Consider the following 16526-nt stretch of genomic DNA (forward strand, 5'->3'; position numbering starts at 1 on the left):
ACAACGAACCGCGAGGGAATAAGGCGACCCCTTACAACCCCGCGGTTCTTGTTAACTATTCAGAGCCAGATGAAATGGAAGAAAAATAGTTAATTAACTATACAGGAAGGAATTAAAACAGACAATGAACAGAAGCAAACTTCGCGAAAATATTTTTAAACTTCTCTATACCGCAGAGTTCCAGGAGAAAGAGGAGATGCCGCAGCAGATGTCTCTTTACTTTACGTACTCTGACGACAACGACGAGGATGAAGAAGTAACCGTAAGCGAAAAAGATCAGACCTATATGGAAGAGAAATACCATCATGTGACCGAGCACATCCCGGAAATCGACGAGATGCTGAACCGTACTTCCGAGGGCTGGAAAACGACCCGTATGGGAAAAGTAGACCTGGCGATCCTACGTCTTGCCGTTTACGAGATGAAATTCGACGAGGACGTTCCGGTCGGTGTAGCCATCAACGAGGCCGTTGAGCTGGCAAAACGCTTCGGCAGAGACCAGTCTCCGTCCTTTATCAACGGTATTCTTGGAAAACTGGCAAGAGAAGAAGATGAGAAATAAAAATCAGAATGTTTACACCGTAGGCCAGGTCAATTCATACATCAAAAACATCTTTGACCAGGACTATATGCTCCGCCGGATTTACGTCAGCGGAGAAGTAAGCAACTGTAAATACCATCCGTCCGGCCACATCTATTTTTCCTTAAAAGATGCGGAAGGAACCATTTCCTGTGTCATGTTCGCCGGTTCGCGGCGCGGCCTTGCCTTCCCGATGCGGGACGGCGATAATGTGATTGTCGGCGGCAGCATCAGCGTCTATGAGCGGGACGGAAAGTATCAGATCTATGCAAAAGAGATCACAAAAGAGGGCGCCGGCCTTTTATACGAAAAGTATCTGGCCCTAAAAGCAGAACTGGAAGAGATGGGCATGTTTGCCCCGGAGTACAAACAGCCGATTCCTGCGTATGTAAAGAAAATCGGTGTTGTCACAGCACCGACGGGAGCTGCTGTGCAGGATATCAAAAACATTGCACTCCGCCGGAATCCCTTTGTCCAGATCATCCTCTACCCGGCCCTGGTGCAGGGAGAGGGAGCGGCGGACAGCATCGTGGAGGGCATCCGCCGTCTGGACGCACTGAATCTGGATGTGCTGATCGTGGGCCGCGGAGGTGGTTCGATCGAGGATCTTTGGGCGTTCAATGAGGAAAAAGTAGCGCGTGCCGTTTTTTCCTGCCATACCCCGGTGATCTCCGCCGTCGGCCATGAGACCGACACAACGATCATCGATTTCGTGGCAGATCTGCGCGCCCCGACCCCGTCCGCAGCGGCGGAGCTGGCGGTCGCTGATGTCCGCGCGGTACTCAACACACTGGAAAATTATAAAAGCCGCATGAACCATGCGATGGCAAACCAGACGCAGAGAGCGAGAAGCCGCCTTCTGCAGTACGAGACAAAGTGGAAGTATCTCGGACCGGAAAATAAGATCCGTGACCAGAGAGCACGCCACGCCGAGCTGGAGCGTCGGTATACAGATGCGATGGAAGAAAAGCTCAAAGAAGCGCGCCACCGCCTTGCCCTTTACATTCAGGCGATGAAGGGTCTGTCCCCGCTGGACAAGCTGAACCAGGGCTATTCCTACGTGGAAAAAGAAGGAAAAGCCATCACTTCGGTGCAGGATGTCAAAGAAGGTGATCTGCTCGAAATCTGTGTATCAGACGGAAAGATCACAGCGCGCGCAGAGAAGACATCGGCCGTATCCTGGATGGAACAATCGTGAAAAAGCAGAGAATCGAGAAAACATGGGAAATATGGAAGCAGAAGAGAGAAAAGAAGAAGGAACCCCTTCCGGTGAGACACTGGAAGCAGCATTTGGAAAACTGGATCAGATGCTCGAAACGCTGGAGAGCAGCGATGTCAGCCTGGAAGACTCCTTTCGTTTATACAAGGAGGGAATGGAGCTTTTGAACGAATGCAGTCAGAAAATTGACCGCGTCGAGAAAAAAATGCTCCAGATGAATGAGGATGGAACATTCAGAGAATTTTAAAGCGGTACTCGAAGAAAAAACGCGGGAAGCGGAAAGTATCATTGCCGCTTACCTGCCGAAAGAGGAAGGCTTTGCAAAGGAACTGGCAAAAGCCATGAATTACAGTATGACAGCGGGCGGAAAGAGGCTTCGTCCGCTGCTTTTGCAGGAGAGTTTCCGTCTGTTCGGCGGAACCGGGGAGGCTGTAAAACCATTTATGGCAGCCATGGAGATGATTCACACCCATTCCCTGATCCACGATGATCTCCCTGCGATCGACAACGATGATTACCGCCGCGGCAGAAAAACGACCCATGTCGTCTTCGGGGAGGCCGTCGGCGTGCTGGCAGGAGACGCCCTTTTAAACTATGCATACGAGACAGCCTGGAAAGCCTTTCCACTGGAGGAGCACACCGACCGCGTAGTGCGGGCTTTTGGTATTCTCTGTCAGAAAACCGGAATTTCCGGCATGTTGGGCGGTCAGAGTGTTGACGTGATGAATGAAAAAGCCGGCCATTTCGCCATCGACCGTGAGATGCTGGACTACATTTACGAGAACAAGACTTCGGCGCTTTTAGAGGCTGCCATGATGGCAGGTGCGGCACTTGCAGGAGCAAACGACGATGATCTTGACGCGCTCTGCCGGATTGCCTCCAAAGTCGGAATCGCGTTCCAGATCCGGGACGACATCCTGGATGTCACATCCACGATGGAGGAGCTTGGAAAGCCGGTTTTCAGTGATGAAAAGAATGAAAAAACAACGTATGTGACGATGTTTGGCACAGACGGGGCGGAGCAGGAGGTAAAACGGCTTACGAAAGAGGCCGTAGACGAACTGAAAAATCTGTCCTGTCCGGGAGATAAAATATTTCTGGAAGAGCTGTTTGAATCTCTGACTTCCAGAAAAAAGTAAGGGATGATTTCATGTTAGAAAAAATACAGAAACCAAACGATATTAAGAAGATTCCGGCGGACCAGCTTCCGGCGCTTGCAGAGGAAATCCGGGAATTTATTATCGAGTCTTTGAGTAAAACCGGCGGCCATCTGGCGTCCAATCTTGGTGTCGTGGAACTGACGATTGCGATGCACCGCGTCTTCGATCTTCCAAAAGACAAGCTGATCTGGGATGTGGGACACCAGTCCTACACGCACAAGATTCTGACCGGGCGGAAAGACGGGTTTGAAACGCTGCGCCGGGAAGGCGGCATCAGCGGATTCCCGAAGCGGAGCGAGAGTGACTGCGATGTATTCGACACCGGCCACAGCTCGACCTCGATTTCCGCAGGCGTCGGCTATGTGCGTGCACGGGAACTGAAAAAAGAAAATTATTCCGTTGTTTCGATCATCGGAGATGGTGCGCTGACCGGCGGCATGGCGTACGAGGCGCTGAACAATGCGGCCAGCCTGAAATCGAATTTTATTATCGTTTTAAATGACAACGAAATGTCGATCACCGAGAATGTCGGCGGTATGTCATCGTACCTGTCCGGCCTTCGGACGGCATCGGCGTACACGGATTTCAAGATGGACGTCACAAAGGCATTGAACCGCATTCCGGGCATCGGACCTGGCATGGTGGATGCGATGCGGAAGACGAAAAGCAGCATCAAACAGATCATCATTCCGGGCATGCTGTTTGAGGATATGGGACTTACGTATTTAGGTCCTGTGGACGGCCACAACATTCCGCAGCTGATCAAGACCTTCCAGGAAGCAAAACGGTTTGAAGGACCGATTCTGGTGCATGTCCTGACACAGAAGGGCCGCGGCTATGAGCCGGCGATGCGCCACCCGGCAAGATTCCACGGTGCGGGTCCGTTCGATGTGAAAACAGGATTGCCGGTTGGAAAATCCAATCCGACGTACACGGATGTCTTTTCCACGGTCATGCGGAAAATGGGAGATCGAAGAAAGGATGTTGCGGCAGTCACGGCGGCGATGATGACCGGTGTCGGACTGAAACGCTTCTCCAACATGTTCCCGGACCGCTGTTTCGATGTGGGAATCGCAGAAGAGCACGCGGTGACATTTGCAGCGGCACTGTCACTCGGCGGCATTACGCCTGTCGTTGCGATTTATTCTTCATTCCTGCAGCGGGCGTACGATCAGATCATGCATGACGTCTGTATGCAGAATCTCCATGTCGTCTTTGCGATTGACCGCGCCGGTCTTGTGGGCTACGACGGGGAGACACACCACGGCATTTTCGACCTTTCCTATCTGGGTTCGATGCCGAATATGACAATTCTTGCACCGAAGAACCTCTGGGAGCTTTCGGATATGATCAAATTTGCGGTTGATTACGACGGCCCGATCGCGGTGCGCTACCCGAGAGGGGAAACGTATACGGGATTAAAAGAGTTCCGTGCGCCCATCTGCCTCGGAAAATCAGAAGTGATCCATGAGGGAAGCCGTGTTGCACTTCTTGCCGTCGGCAGTATGGTAAAAATGGCAGAAGAAGTGCAGAAACAGTTAAAAGAGCGGATGGATATGGATGCGGCGCTTGTGAATGCGCGGTTCGTCAAACCAATCGATGAAGAACTTCTTCGAAGCTTTGCCGATACGTATGAGCTTGTCGTAACACTCGAGGAAAATGTAAAAGACGGCGGCTTTGGAGAGCGCGTCCTTGCTTTTGCCGAGGAAGAAGACCTTCCGTTCGGCGTGGAGATTATTGCACTGCCGGACCGCTTTATTCCGCACGGAAGTGTATCATACCAGATGAAACAGGTCGGCTTTACGCCGGAAGATATCTGCGGCAGAATTGAGGAATACTACAGAAAACGGGGGCAGGAAGAAAGATGAAAAAACGATTAGATGTATTACTGGTAGAACGGGGCCTTGCCACATCGCGGGAAAAAGCGAAAGCCATGATTATGGCAGGAGAAGTTCTGGTGGACAATGAGCGGGAGGACAAAGCCGGTTCCATGTTCCCGGAAGAAGTGGAGATTGTCTTAAAAGGAAAACCACTGCCGTATGTGAGCCGCGGCGGCTTAAAATTAGAGAAAGCAATGAAAAACTTTAACCTTACCCTGGATGGAAAGGTCTGCATGGATGTCGGAGCATCCACCGGCGGCTTTACTGACTGTATGCTGCAGAACGGCGCCGTCAAGGTATATTCCGTGGATGTCGGCCACGGCCAGCTCGACTGGAAGCTGCGGAACGATCCGCGCGTTGTCTGTATGGAGCGCACGAACATCCGTTACGTCGTGACGGAGGATATCGAGGAGAGACCGTCCTTCGTATCGATCGACGTATCGTTTATCTCCCTGACCAAGGTGCTGCTTCCGGTCCGAAATCTGATGGAAGAGAACGGCGAAATTGCAGCTCTGATCAAGCCGCAGTTTGAGGCAGGACGCGAAAAAGTCGGCAAAAAAGGTGTTGTCCGTGATCCGGCTGTACACAAAGAAGTCATTGAGATGGTCATTTCCTATGCGAAAAGCATTTCCTTCGGCGTGCGCCATCTGGAATTTTCTCCGATCAAAGGACCGGAGGGAAATATCGAGTATCTCGTTCACCTTGTCCGGCTGCCGGACGGCGTGACAGAGGAAGAGACCAATGTCGATGTAGACGCCGTTGTAAAGAGCGCACACGATACACTGGATAAATAAAAGGGTTAAGGAGCATGATATGGAGCGATTTTACCTGATCACAAACAGAGCAAAAGACCCGGACCTTACCGTGACAGACCAGATCAGGCAATATCTGGAGGAGCGCGGAAAAACGTGTCTTCTCTGCGATAACAGCGAAAAAGGGGAAAAATACCATTATACGGATCCGGCGAAGGTTCCGTCAGATATCGACGGCATTCTGGTGCTCGGTGGTGACGGCACGCTTCTGCAGGCAGCAGGCGACGTGGTGGATTTACAGATTCCACTGCTCGGCATCAATCTGGGAACGCTCGGCTATCTTGCGGAAATCGACCGTGACACGCTTTATCCGGCGCTGGATCATCTGATGGCAGATGAGTATACGATTGAGCACCGCATGATGCTCTGCGGATCGATTTACCGGGACGGAAAGCTGATTGCGGAGGACGCGGCACTCAACGACATTACGATCACCCGTGAGGGAAACCTGCGTGTCGTCCGGTTCGACAATTACGTCAACGGGGAGTTTTTAAATTCCTACAGCGCCGATGGCATCATCATCGCAACGCCGACCGGTTCGACCGGCTACAGCCTCTCCGCGGGCGGCCCGATCATCTCACCGTCAGCCAGCCTGATGCTGATGACACCGCTTGCCCCGCACACCCTGAATACGAGAAGCATTGTCTTTCCGGCAGAGGATGTGATCGAGGTGGAGCTCGGGCCTTCGAGAGACGGCGGCATTGAACAGGGCATGGCATATTTTGACGGCGACACCCGCGTTCCGATGAAAACCGGCGACCGGATCGTGATCAAAAAGGCCAGACGGGATACTCTGATTGTGAAGATCAGCAACATCAGTTTTCTGGAGACATTAAGAAAGAAAATGGCAAACATTTAAGATATAGTTACTGGGGAAGGATGCTTGAAATGAAAATCGCGAGACATGCACAGATTATCAAATTAATTAACCAATATGACATTGAAACACAGGAGGAGCTGGCAAAGAAGCTGGAGGAGAGCGGCTTTGCCGTAACGCAGGCGACGATTTCGAGGGATATCCGCCAGCTGAAGCTCACAAAAGTACCAAAAGAGAACGGCGGAAGCCGTTATGCTGTTTTGCAGAATGCACCGTCTGAGGTGGGAAGCCGCTATGCGCGCGTTCTGAAAGATGCGTTTATTTCTGTTGATCTTGCCAAAAATATTCTGGTCATCAAAACCGTATCCGGCATGGCAATGGCGGCAGCAGCGGCTTTCGATGAGATGAACTGGAGCGAGATCGTCGGCTGCATCGGCGGAGACGATACGATTTTCTGCGTGGCAAGAGATGACGACGCGGCGCTTGTGGCAGCAGAACGCCTGAAACGGATGGTGGACGGCATGGAGGAGACGGGCGAGGAGTTCTAAAAAACGCCCGTCTCTGCAAAAAGAGAAAAAAGATGACAGCAGGTGTGACACCGGAGGAAAAGAATGCTCACAAACTTACACGTAAAAAATCTGGCCCTGATCGACGAAGCGGAAGTGGAGTTCGGTCCGGGCCTGAATATACTGACCGGAGAAACCGGAGCCGGAAAATCCATCCTGATCGGTTCGATCAACGCGGCGCTTGGAAAGAAGATATCCCGCGAGATGATCCGGACGGGAGAGACAAGCGCGCTGGTGGAACTGGTCTTTGAAACCGAAAATCCGCATGTGCTGGAGCTGTTAAAAGAGATGGATCTCGAGGCGGAGGAGGGTCAGGTGATTATTTCCAGAAAGATCACCGGATCCCGCAGCGTCTGCCGCATCAACGGCGAGGCATGCAATATCTCACAGGTAAAAGCTCTTGCGTCCCTGCTGCTCGACATCCACGGCCAGCATGAGCACCAGTCGCTGCTCTATCCGGACCGGCAGATCGCGATTCTTGACGCGTTTGCGGGAACCGAGGCGGCCACGGCAAAAGGAGAGGTCCGGGCGCTGTACCAGGAGTGGAAGAATGTCCGAAAGGAGCTCTCGGCGTACGAACTCGACGAGGAGGCAAGAAAGCGGGAGGCAGCATTTCTTACGTTTGAAATCAACGAGATTGATCAGGCAGAGCTAAAAGAGGGCGAGGACGAAGCGTTGGAAACTGCGTACCGGAAAATGGGCCATGCGAAAAAGATCGCGGAATCTCTGCAGACGGTATATGCGATCACCGGCTACGGTGCAGAGAACAGCGCCGGGGAGCAGGTCGGCCGCGCAATCCGGGAGCTGCAGCAGGCCGCAGTGTACGACGATGCACTTTCCGGTCCGTCGCAGACCCTTTCCGATATTGACGGACTGCTGAATGATTTCAACCGCGAAATTTCCGCATATCTTTCCGAACTGACCTTTTCCGAAGAAGAGTATTACGAGACGGAAAAACGGCTCGATGAGATCAACCGCCTGAAAGCAAAGTATGGAAAGACGATGGAAGAGATCGCCGCATACCGCGAAGAACAGCAGAAAAAACTGGAAAAACTGGAAAATTTTGAGAGCTGCCGCGCCGCACTGCAGGAGCAGTTACAGAAAACGGAGCAGAAACTGGATGCGGCCGCACATAATCTGTCCAAAATCCGCAGAAACTATGCAAAACGGCTCGAAACACAGATTATCGAAGGTCTGCGCGACCTGAATTTCCTGCATGTCGCATTTGAAATTTCATTTGAAAAGACAAAAAGCTACACCGAAAACGGAACCGATGCTGTGGAGTTCTTAATCTCCACAAACCCGGGCGAAGCGATCCGTCCGCTGGCGAAAGTTGTTTCCGGCGGTGAACTGTCGCGAATCATGCTTGCAATCAAGACGATTCTTGCCGACCGCGACGAGACAGAAACCCTGATTTTCGATGAAATCGACACCGGAATCAGCGGAAGGACGGCGCAGAAGGTTTCCGAAAAAATGGCACAGATCGGGCAGCGCCATCAGGTCATCTGCATCACCCATCTGCCGCAGATCGCGGCGATGGCAGATTCTCATTTTGAAATCGAAAAAAACGTCGAAGAAAACGAGACCGTCACATCGATCCATCCATTATCCGAGGAAGATTCTGTCAGAGAACTGGCAAGAATGCTCGGCGGCGCGAAAATTACGGATTCTGTTCTGGCAAATGCCAGCGAGATGAAGGAATTGGCACAGGTACAAAAATCTGCAAGACTCAAATAAAGAGAAGTCCGCATACTAAGAGGGAAATCACGAAACAAAGCGTGGTTTCCCTCTTTTTCGCGGGCGGCGAGTCAAAGTCCGTGCCTGCACGAGAACTTGACGACCGCCGCGAAAACAAAAGAAATGCCGCAGTTCTGCCCTGCGGCGGAAAGGATGGGAATGCAAATGACGAGAAAACAAAAATACCGAAGAGTCCTGCTTGCGCTGGCGGCGCTGTTTCTGATCCTCGCCGTTCTTCTTGGCTACGATGCCATGCGCGAATCCCTGCCGGATACGATGTATGTGGATGAGAACAGCGAAAGCCCGTTTCAGCCGCTCACGAAACATCCACTTCTGACGATTTCGGAAGATACGAAGGAAGCAGAAAAAACCGAATTCGGAGAAACGGGTGAAACGGTTGTAGAATGTTCCGCCGCCGGGATCCCGCTGAAAAAGATCCGTGTGATCCAGGAAGAACGGCCGAAAGTTGCCGTCTGCGGAGCGCCGGTCGGTATCTATATGGAGACCGACGGTGTGATGGTGATCCGTACAGCCGAAATCCGTTCGTCCGACGGAACCGTCAGCCGTCCGTCAGAAAATATTCTTCGGGAAGGCGACTATATCACAAAAGTAAACGGACAGAGCATCCGCAGCAAGCAGGATCTGATTGATGCAGTAAAAGTATCAAACGGTTCCCCGGTGTATCTTTCCCTGCTTCGGGACGGGGAAACGATCGAAGTGCAGGTGACACCGCAGAAAAGCCAGGACGGCACCTGCCGCCTCGGGGCCTGGGTCCGCGACAATATGCAGGGAATCGGAACACTGACTTTCGTGGAACCGGACGGAACCTTTGCAGCGCTCGGCCATGGAATCAGTGATATCGATACCGGAAAAATGCTCCAATTGAACGGCGGAGAACTGTATCTGACACAGATTCTGTCTGTGATCCCGGGAAAAGCGGGTGTACCGGGTGAACTGCAGGGCGTGATCCATTACGAAGAAAAGAACCGTATCGGGTCAGTGGCGGAGAATACCATCTACGGTATCCACGGCGTTCTGGACAGGGAAAAAAGCAGTGCACTGCCGCTTACCGTGACGGAAATTGCCTATCGGCAGGAGATCGAGACGGGCCCGGCCACCGTGCGGATGTGCGTGGACAATACGGTAGAAGAGTATGAGGCGGAGATTACAGAAATCGATCTTGGAAGCGAGAATACGAACAAAAATTTTGTGCTCGAAATTACCGATCAACGGCTGCTACAGAAAACCGGCGGCATCGTACAGGGAAATTCCGGCTCGCCGGTGCTCCAGAACGGAAGGCTGATCGGCGCCATTACCCATGTTTTCGTAAACCATCCAGAAAAAGGCTACGGTGTCTTTGCGGAAAACATGCTTGCACGGAACTGAAAAAATATGCGTTAATTTGGTTGGAATTGTTACAAACTTCCGAATTTTTACGGAAAATGTCGATCGAATTTTCAAAAAATTACGGGAAATATATTGAAAATGCGAAAAAATAAAATTATAATGTCTGTGTGATTGGAAAAAGTTCAGAAGAAAACGGATGCAGTGAAATTCCGGAAAGACTATGAGTTTTTGCAAAGGAGAGCTTTATGGAAAAGATCAACATTGCCATCGCGGATGATAACGAACGCATGCAGGAAATGCTTGGGAACGTCATAAAACAGGATGACACGCTTGAACTGATCGGGCAGACCGGAAACGGAAATGATATCTACAGTATCATCCGCGACAAAGAACCGGACGTCGTACTGCTTGACATTTTCATGCCGAAGATGGATGGTCTGACTGTAATGGAGAAAGTCAATGAGGATAAAAATCTGAAAAAAAGACCTGCCTTTATCGTTGTCTCCGCCGTAGGAGAGGAGAGGATCACCGAAGATGCGTTCCGGCTCGGCGCTTACTATTACGTCTTAAAACCGTTCGACAACGAAACTCTTCTGAACCGGATCAAAGCAACAAAAGGAATGACAGCAGTAAGAAGATACCATCCAAGAAATTTTACAAACCCCGGAAAAGAGCCGATCTGTCCGCCGGAAAACAGTCTGGAAATCGATGTGACAAATATGATCCACGAGATCGGCGTTCCTGCCCATATCAAAGGATACCAGTACCTGCGCGATGCGATTCTGCTTTCCGTAGAGGACACGGAAATGCTCAATTCCATTACCAAGATTCTCTATCCGACCATCGCGAAACGCCACCAGACAACGTCAAGTCGTGTCGAGCGTGCCATCCGCCATGCGATTGAAGTGGCCTGGAGCCGCGGCAAAATGGACACAATCGACGAGCTGTTCGGCTATACCGTGAACAACCGCAAGGGTAAACCGACAAATTCTGAATTTATTGCATTAATTGCAGATAAAATACGTCTTGAACTGAAAAATCAGTAAAAAGTAACAAAAAAATCCGAACAAACGGAGAAATTACAGAAGTTTAGACTTTTTTTTCTGGACAAAGTACGGTATAATACAGACAGGACGTTGATTATCCTTTCGCGTTTCATAGGATCGTGACAAAAAGGAAGGAATTACAGAAAAACAAAGATGCGATAATCAGCATGAAATTACAGGAGGATTCTTTTCATGAAAAATATTTTGTTCGTGGCTTCAGAGTGTGTACCGTTCATCAAAACAGGCGGTCTGGCGGATGTAGTAGGTTCTCTGCCGAAGTACTTCCCGAAAGAGTATTTTGATGTGCGCGTGGTGATTCCAAAATACGCAGGAATCAAAGAACAGTTTAAAAATCAGATGCGGTATGTGACAAACTTCTACATGGATCTGAACTGGAGACAGCAGTATGTCGGCATTTTCGAGATGGAATATGAAGGCATCAAATTCTACTTTATCGACAACGAGGAGCATTTCGGAGGAAGCACTCCATATGCGGGCATGCCGTGGGATCTGGAAAAATTTGCTTACTTCAGCAAAGCAGCGCTTTCCATTTTACCGACCATCGGCTTCCGCCCGGACCTCATCCACTGCCACGACTGGCAGACCGGTCTCGTTCCGGTTTACCTGCACGAGCGTTTCCAGGCAGATGAATTCTATCGGGGAATCAAAACCGTCATGACGATCCACAACCTGAAATTCCAGGGCATCTGGGACCGCAAGACGATTCAGAGCATTACCGGCCTTTCCGACTACTACTTCACACCGGATAAGCTGGAGTTCAAACACGATGCCAGCTACTTGAAGGGCGGTCTGGTTTACGCAGATGCGATCACCACCGTCAGCAATACATACGCGCAGGAGATTCAGACCCCGTTCTATGGCGAAGGACTCGACGGTCTGATGTGTGCAAGAGCAAACGATCTGCGCGGTATTGTAAACGGACTCGACTACAATGAGTGGAACCCGGAGACAGACGCTCAGATTGCAAAGAATTTCAATGTAAAGAACTTCCGTAAAGAGAAAGTGAAAAATAAACTGGCACTGCAGGAGGAGTTAGGACTCGAGGTCAATCCGAAGACGATGATGATCGGTATCGTATCCCGGCTGACCGATCAGAAGGGCTTCGACCTCATCAGCTATATGATGGATGAGATGTGCCAGGATGCCGTACAGTTTGTGATCCTTGGAACCGGCGAGGAGCGCTACGAGAACATGTTCCGCCACTTCGCATGGAAATACGACAAGAAGGTTTCGGCAAACATCTACTATTCCGATGCAATGTCACACAAGATCTATGCATCCTGCGATGCCTTCCTGATGCCGTCCCTGTTTGAGCCATGCGGACTCTCCCAGCTCATGAGCCTCCGCTACGGAACCCTTCCGATCGTCCGCGAGACCGGCGGCCTCAAAGACACCGTAGAGCCGTACAATGAGTACGAGGGAACAGGAACTGGATTCAGCTTCACAAACTACAATGCGCATGAGATGATGGGTACCGTGCGGTACGCAGAGCGCATCTATTACGACAAAAAACGCGAGTGGAACAAGATGATCGACCGCGCAATGGCACAGGATTTCTCCTGGGCGAATTCCGCAAAACAGTACGAGGAAATGTACAACTGGCTGATCGGATAAGCTGGTCTGCATTCTGAAAAATAAGAAAAAAATCCCGAAATGGCAGAAGAGGAAAGAAAAGCCGTTTCGGGATTTTTTTGCAGTATTTTTGGGTTGCGGCAGGAGAGTGGAATATGCTACACTTGTGCATAAGGATATATTCGAAGCAGCTCCGGTGCAGAGGATTTGGGGGCTGAAAAAAGACACAAGAAAAACAGTTGACAACAAAGCAGATTTGTAATAGTATGTATACAGAAGCGAACGAACGTTCGCATGGTAAGGAGAATATTCAGTATGGGAAATAATAACGAAGATAAACTGCGTGCACTCGATGCCGCACTTGGACAGATTGAAAAACAGTACGGAAAAGGAGCTGTCATGAAGCTCGGAGATTCCGCAGCAAACATGAACGTGGAAACCATCCCGACCGGCTCTTTAAGCCTGGATATCGCACTCGGCCTTGGCGGTGTGCCGAAGGGAAGAATCATCGAGGTATATGGACCGGAGTCTTCCGGTAAAACAACCGTAGCGCTCCACATGGTAGCCGAAGTACAGAAACGCGGCGGAATCGCCGGCTTCATCGATGCAGAGCATGCGCTCGATCCGGCCTATGCCAAAAACATCGGTGTTGATATTGAAAACCTTTATATCTCACAGCCGGACAACGGCGAGCAGGCACTTGAGATCACCGAGACGATGGTTCGTTCCGGTGCGGTAGACATCATCATCGTGGACTCTGTTGCAGCCCTCGTTCCAAAAGCCGAGATCGACGGCGACATGGGAGATTCCCACGTCGGACTGCAGGCGCGTCTGATGTCTCAGGCACTCCGGAAACTGACTGCAGCGATCAGCAAATCCAATTGTATTGTTATCTTTATCAACCAGCTGCGTGAAAAAGTCGGTGTCATGTTCGGAAATCCGGAGACTACAACCGGCGGCCGTGCACTGAAATTCTATTCTTCCATCCGTCTTGATGTCAGAAGAATTGAAGCCTTAAAGCAGGGCGGAGAGATGGTCGGAAACCGTACCAGAATCAAAGTCGTGAAAAACAAAGTAGCTCCGCCGTTCCGCGAGGCAGAATTTGATATCATGTTCGGAAAAGGAATCTCCAAAGAAGGAGACGTTCTGGATCTGGCAGCTTCCGTCGGCATCGTACAGAAGAGCGGCGCATGGTTCGCATACGGCGGCGACAAGATCGGCCAGGGACGCGAAAATGCGAAAGCATACCTGCGCGAGCATCCGGAAATCATGGATGAGATCGAGCACAAAGTGCGCGTGGCTTACGGCCTGATCAAGGAAGAAGCGCCGGAAGGCACAGAAGAAACAGCAGCAGTTCCGGAAACCGAAGGAGACGACGAATAAATGTTTGTGACAGAGATTCGTCCTCTGAATAAAAAGAAATCACGGATCCTCTTCGATGACGGAGAGGATCTGGTTCTTTATAACGGGGAAATCCGCGCTTCCCGCATCAAAGAGCAGGAGGAGCTTCCCGATGAGGTTTACGAAAAGCTGGCAGGGGAAGTGCTGACTAAAAGGGCCAAACACCGCGCGATGTATCTGCTGCTCAGACAGATGCGGACGAAAAAAGAGCTGGAAGATAAGTTACGAAAAGACGGCTATCCCGAGAGAGCCATTGAAGAGGCTGTCTCGTACGTGGAGAGCTTTCACTATATCGACGACCGCGCATACGTGGAGCAGTATCTTGCGGGCAGCGGTGCGAAAAAAGGGAAAAAGGCAGTCCTCTATGCGCTGGCACAGAAAGGCGTGGACCGGGAACTGGTGGAATCCGTCCTGGAAGAGCAGGAGGATGCCCGCGATGAGTATGAACTTGCAAAAAGTGCCGCCTTCGCAAAGCTCGGCACGCCGCACCGGCTGGATGAAAAAGAGTACCGCCGTGCCGCCGGTTTTCTGACGCGGAAGGGATTCGGCAGTTCCGAAATCCGTCGGGCACTGGAAGAATACCAAGATTCCGCTGACGAAGAATCCTGAATATTCCCGGCGATTCCGCCACATGCCGCGAAATTATGTGCAATAAATTACATGAATATTTTTAAAACATTGACAAATTTGTGAAAACAGTATAAAATTGTAGTGTTGTAAATGTGCAATGAAAACTAAATAAGGAGGTGCTCCGGTAATGGGTACAGGTATTACAATTCTGCTGGTATTCATTGCTGTAGTAGTCACGCTGCTTATTGCGGTTCCTGTTACCAGGAAAATTGCTGTGGACAATAAAATCAAGCAGGATGCTGAGAAAATTGGCACAGCGGAAGAAAAGGCGAGAAACATCATAGATGAAGCACTGAAAACTGCCGAAACTAAGAAACGGGAAGCCCTGCTGGAGGCGAAGGAGGAGTCTCTTCGTACGAAGAATGAAGTAGAAAAAGAGACCCGAGAGCGCAGAGCGGAACTGCAGAAATATGAGAAGCGCGTTTTATCGAAAGAAGAATCTGTAGATAAAAAAGCGGACGTATTGGAGCGTCGTGAAAACGAAATTGCAGCAAAAGAGGCAAGCGTCAGAAAGAAAGAAAAGGAAGTAGACGGTCTACACGAAAAAGGAGTACAGGAACTGGAAAGAATTTCCGGTTTTACCTCCGAGGAAGCAAAAGAGTATCTGTTAAAATCTGTGGAAGACGAAGTAAAAATCGACACAGCAAAGCTCTACAAAGAGCTGGAGAGCAGAGCAAAAGAGGAAGCAGGCCGTAAGGCAAAAGAGTATGTGGTAACAGCTATTCAGAAATGTGCTGTCGATCACGTATCCGAGAGTACCATCTCCGTGGTACAGCTTCCGAGCGATGAAATGAAAGGCCGCATCATCGGCCGTGAAGGACGAAACATCCGTACACTCGAAACCATGACAGGCGTTGACCTGATCATCGACGATACACCGGAAGCAGTCGTTCTTTCCTCATTCGATCCGATTCGCCGTGAGGTGGCAAGAATTGCTCTGGAAAAACTGATCGTAGACGGAAGAATCCATCCGGCCCGCATCGAAGAGATGGTAGAAAAGGCCCGCAAAGAAGTAGAACAGAATATTCGCGAGGAAGGCGAGGCAGCCGCACTGGAAGTCGGTGTACACGGACTTCATCCGGAGCTGATCCGTCTCCTTGGAAGAATGAAATTCCGTTCCAGCTACGGACAGAATGCATTAAAGCATTCGATCGAGGTAGCACAGCTTTCCGGTCTCCTCGCAGGAGAGGTAGGATGCGATGTCCGCATGGCAAAACGTGCCGGACTGCTTCATGATATCGGTAAATCCATCGACCATGAGGTAGAAGGATCTCACATTCAGATCGGTGCAGATCTCTGCAAAAAGTACAAAGAATCTCAGATTGTGATCAACACAGTAGAATCACATCACGGGGATGTAGAGCCCCAGTCTCTGATTGCATGTATCGTTCAGGCAGCGGATGCAATTTCCGCAGCAAGACCGGGTGCAAGAAGAGAAACACTCGAAACATATACCAACAGATTAAAACAGTTGGAAGACATCACGAATTCGTTCAAGGGTGTCGAAAAATCTTTTGCTATTCAGGCTGGTAGAGAAGTCCGCATCATGGTTGTTCCTGAGCAGGTATCCGATTCTGAAATGGTACTGCTCGCAAGGGATATCTCGAAACAGATCGAAGCTGAACTGGAATACCCGGGACAGATCAAGGTCAATGTTATCCGCGAGAGCCGTGTAACGGATTACGCGAAATAAAAGACTTTCTACGAAACAATTTAATAACGAAATCAAAAAGAGGCT

The 16526-nt window shown here is 50.4% G+C and carries 15 protein-coding genes; all 15 read left to right on the top strand.

Annotated elements, in window-relative coordinates:
• The first annotated feature begins 124 nt into the window (after positions 1 to 124).
• The 15 genes from nusB (at position 125) to rny (ending at position 16481) form a co-directional block, all read left to right on the top strand.
• On the top strand, positions 125 to 562 hold the full coding sequence (gene nusB / locus DW743_RS02655; protein WP_022463351.1) for a transcription antitermination factor NusB: 438 nt from the start codon (positions 125 to 127) through the stop codon (positions 560 to 562).
• The gene (xseA, locus tag DW743_RS02660; protein ID WP_022463350.1) at positions 552 to 1778 is read left to right on the top strand and encodes an exodeoxyribonuclease VII large subunit; all 1227 of its coding nucleotides are present in this window, start codon (positions 552 to 554) and stop codon (positions 1776 to 1778) included. The genes nusB and xseA overlap by 11 nt, the downstream gene beginning before the upstream one ends.
• A gap of 22 nt (positions 1779 to 1800) precedes the next feature.
• Positions 1801 to 2046 (top strand): exodeoxyribonuclease VII small subunit, encoded by a 246-nt coding sequence (gene xseB, locus DW743_RS02665; protein ID WP_226906307.1) that lies wholly within the window; start codon positions 1801 to 1803, stop codon positions 2044 to 2046.
• The gene (locus tag DW743_RS02670) at positions 2024 to 2938 is read left to right on the top strand and encodes a polyprenyl synthetase family protein (protein ID WP_330415388.1); all 915 of its coding nucleotides are present in this window, start codon (positions 2024 to 2026) and stop codon (positions 2936 to 2938) included. Before xseB ends, DW743_RS02670 begins: the two co-directional genes overlap by 23 nt.
• A gap of 11 nt (positions 2939 to 2949) precedes the next feature.
• On the top strand, positions 2950 to 4827 hold the full coding sequence (gene dxs, locus DW743_RS02675) for a 1-deoxy-D-xylulose-5-phosphate synthase (RefSeq protein WP_117760402.1): 1878 nt from the start codon (positions 2950 to 2952) through the stop codon (positions 4825 to 4827).
• Positions 4824 to 5633 (top strand): TlyA family RNA methyltransferase, encoded by an 810-nt coding sequence (locus DW743_RS02680; protein WP_022463346.1) that lies wholly within the window; start codon positions 4824 to 4826, stop codon positions 5631 to 5633. The genes dxs and DW743_RS02680 overlap by 4 nt, the downstream gene beginning before the upstream one ends.
• A gap of 19 nt (positions 5634 to 5652) precedes the next feature.
• Positions 5653 to 6510 (top strand): NAD(+)/NADH kinase, encoded by an 858-nt coding sequence (locus DW743_RS02685; protein WP_022463345.1) that lies wholly within the window; start codon positions 5653 to 5655, stop codon positions 6508 to 6510.
• Between the two features lie 29 nt (positions 6511 to 6539).
• Positions 6540 to 7016: an arginine repressor gene (gene argR, locus DW743_RS02690; protein ID WP_055267041.1), complete on the top strand. Its 477-nt coding sequence runs from the start codon at positions 6540 to 6542 to the stop codon at positions 7014 to 7016.
• A 63-nt stretch (positions 7017 to 7079) separates the two neighbouring features.
• Positions 7080 to 8771 (top strand): DNA repair protein RecN, encoded by a 1692-nt coding sequence (recN, locus tag DW743_RS02695; RefSeq protein ID WP_117509106.1) that lies wholly within the window; start codon positions 7080 to 7082, stop codon positions 8769 to 8771.
• A gap of 165 nt (positions 8772 to 8936) precedes the next feature.
• Complete coding sequence (gene spoIVB / locus DW743_RS02700) at positions 8937 to 10157, top strand: SpoIVB peptidase (RefSeq protein WP_158568530.1); 1221 nt, start codon at positions 8937 to 8939, stop codon at positions 10155 to 10157.
• A 206-nt stretch (positions 10158 to 10363) separates the two neighbouring features.
• Positions 10364 to 11164: a sporulation transcription factor Spo0A gene (gene spo0A, locus DW743_RS02705; RefSeq protein ID WP_055218233.1), complete on the top strand. Its 801-nt coding sequence runs from the start codon at positions 10364 to 10366 to the stop codon at positions 11162 to 11164.
• 192 nt (positions 11165 to 11356) lie between these two features.
• Positions 11357 to 12799 carry a glycogen synthase GlgA gene (gene glgA / locus DW743_RS02710; protein ID WP_117760400.1) on the top strand — a complete coding sequence of 481 codons (1443 nt, stop codon included), beginning with the start codon at positions 11357 to 11359 and terminating at the stop codon, positions 12797 to 12799.
• 273 nt (positions 12800 to 13072) lie between these two features.
• Positions 13073 to 14140, top strand: coding sequence for a recombinase RecA (recA, locus tag DW743_RS02715; RefSeq protein ID WP_022463338.1), 1068 nt, complete (start codon positions 13073 to 13075; stop codon positions 14138 to 14140).
• Positions 14141 to 14767 carry a regulatory protein RecX gene (locus DW743_RS02720; protein WP_117760399.1) on the top strand — a complete coding sequence of 209 codons (627 nt, stop codon included), beginning with the start codon at positions 14141 to 14143 and terminating at the stop codon, positions 14765 to 14767.
• 148 nt (positions 14768 to 14915) lie between these two features.
• A complete protein-coding gene (gene rny, locus DW743_RS02725) occupies positions 14916 to 16481 on the top strand; it encodes a ribonuclease Y (protein ID WP_022463336.1) in 1566 nt (521 codons plus the stop codon).
• Positions 16482 to 16526: the final 45 nt, after the last annotated feature.

Origin of the sequence: Blautia sp. AM28-27, assembly GCF_003480905.1 — a bacterium.
GTDB lineage: Bacteria > Bacillota > Clostridia > Lachnospirales > Lachnospiraceae > Fusicatenibacter > Fusicatenibacter saccharivorans.

Excerpts from the sequence above, each read along its gene's own strand:
- DW743_RS02685 (WP_022463345.1), top strand. The coding sequence starts at position 5,653 with ATGGAGCGATTTTACCTGATCACAAACAGAGCAAAAGACCCGGACCTT.
- nusB (WP_022463351.1), top strand. The coding sequence starts at position 125 with ATGAACAGAAGCAAACTTCGCGAAAATATTTTTAAACTTCTCTATACC.
- DW743_RS02670 (WP_330415388.1), top strand. The coding sequence starts at position 2,024 with ATGGAACATTCAGAGAATTTTAAAGCGGTACTCGAAGAAAAAACGCGG.
- rny (WP_022463336.1), top strand. The coding sequence starts at position 14,916 with ATGGGTACAGGTATTACAATTCTGCTGGTATTCATTGCTGTAGTAGTC.
- recA (WP_022463338.1), top strand. The coding sequence starts at position 13,073 with ATGGGAAATAATAACGAAGATAAACTGCGTGCACTCGATGCCGCACTT.
- spoIVB (WP_158568530.1), top strand. The coding sequence starts at position 8,937 with ATGACGAGAAAACAAAAATACCGAAGAGTCCTGCTTGCGCTGGCGGCG.
- xseA (WP_022463350.1), top strand. The coding sequence starts at position 552 with ATGAGAAATAAAAATCAGAATGTTTACACCGTAGGCCAGGTCAATTCA.
- glgA (WP_117760400.1), top strand. The coding sequence starts at position 11,357 with ATGAAAAATATTTTGTTCGTGGCTTCAGAGTGTGTACCGTTCATCAAA.
- spo0A (WP_055218233.1), top strand. The coding sequence starts at position 10,364 with ATGGAAAAGATCAACATTGCCATCGCGGATGATAACGAACGCATGCAG.
- recN (WP_117509106.1), top strand. The coding sequence starts at position 7,080 with ATGCTCACAAACTTACACGTAAAAAATCTGGCCCTGATCGACGAAGCG.
- xseB (WP_226906307.1), top strand. The coding sequence starts at position 1,801 with ATGGGAAATATGGAAGCAGAAGAGAGAAAAGAAGAAGGAACCCCTTCC.
- DW743_RS02680 (WP_022463346.1), top strand. The coding sequence starts at position 4,824 with ATGAAAAAACGATTAGATGTATTACTGGTAGAACGGGGCCTTGCCACA.
- DW743_RS02720 (WP_117760399.1), top strand. The coding sequence starts at position 14,141 with ATGTTTGTGACAGAGATTCGTCCTCTGAATAAAAAGAAATCACGGATC.
- argR (WP_055267041.1), top strand. The coding sequence starts at position 6,540 with ATGAAAATCGCGAGACATGCACAGATTATCAAATTAATTAACCAATAT.
- dxs (WP_117760402.1), top strand. The coding sequence starts at position 2,950 with ATGTTAGAAAAAATACAGAAACCAAACGATATTAAGAAGATTCCGGCG.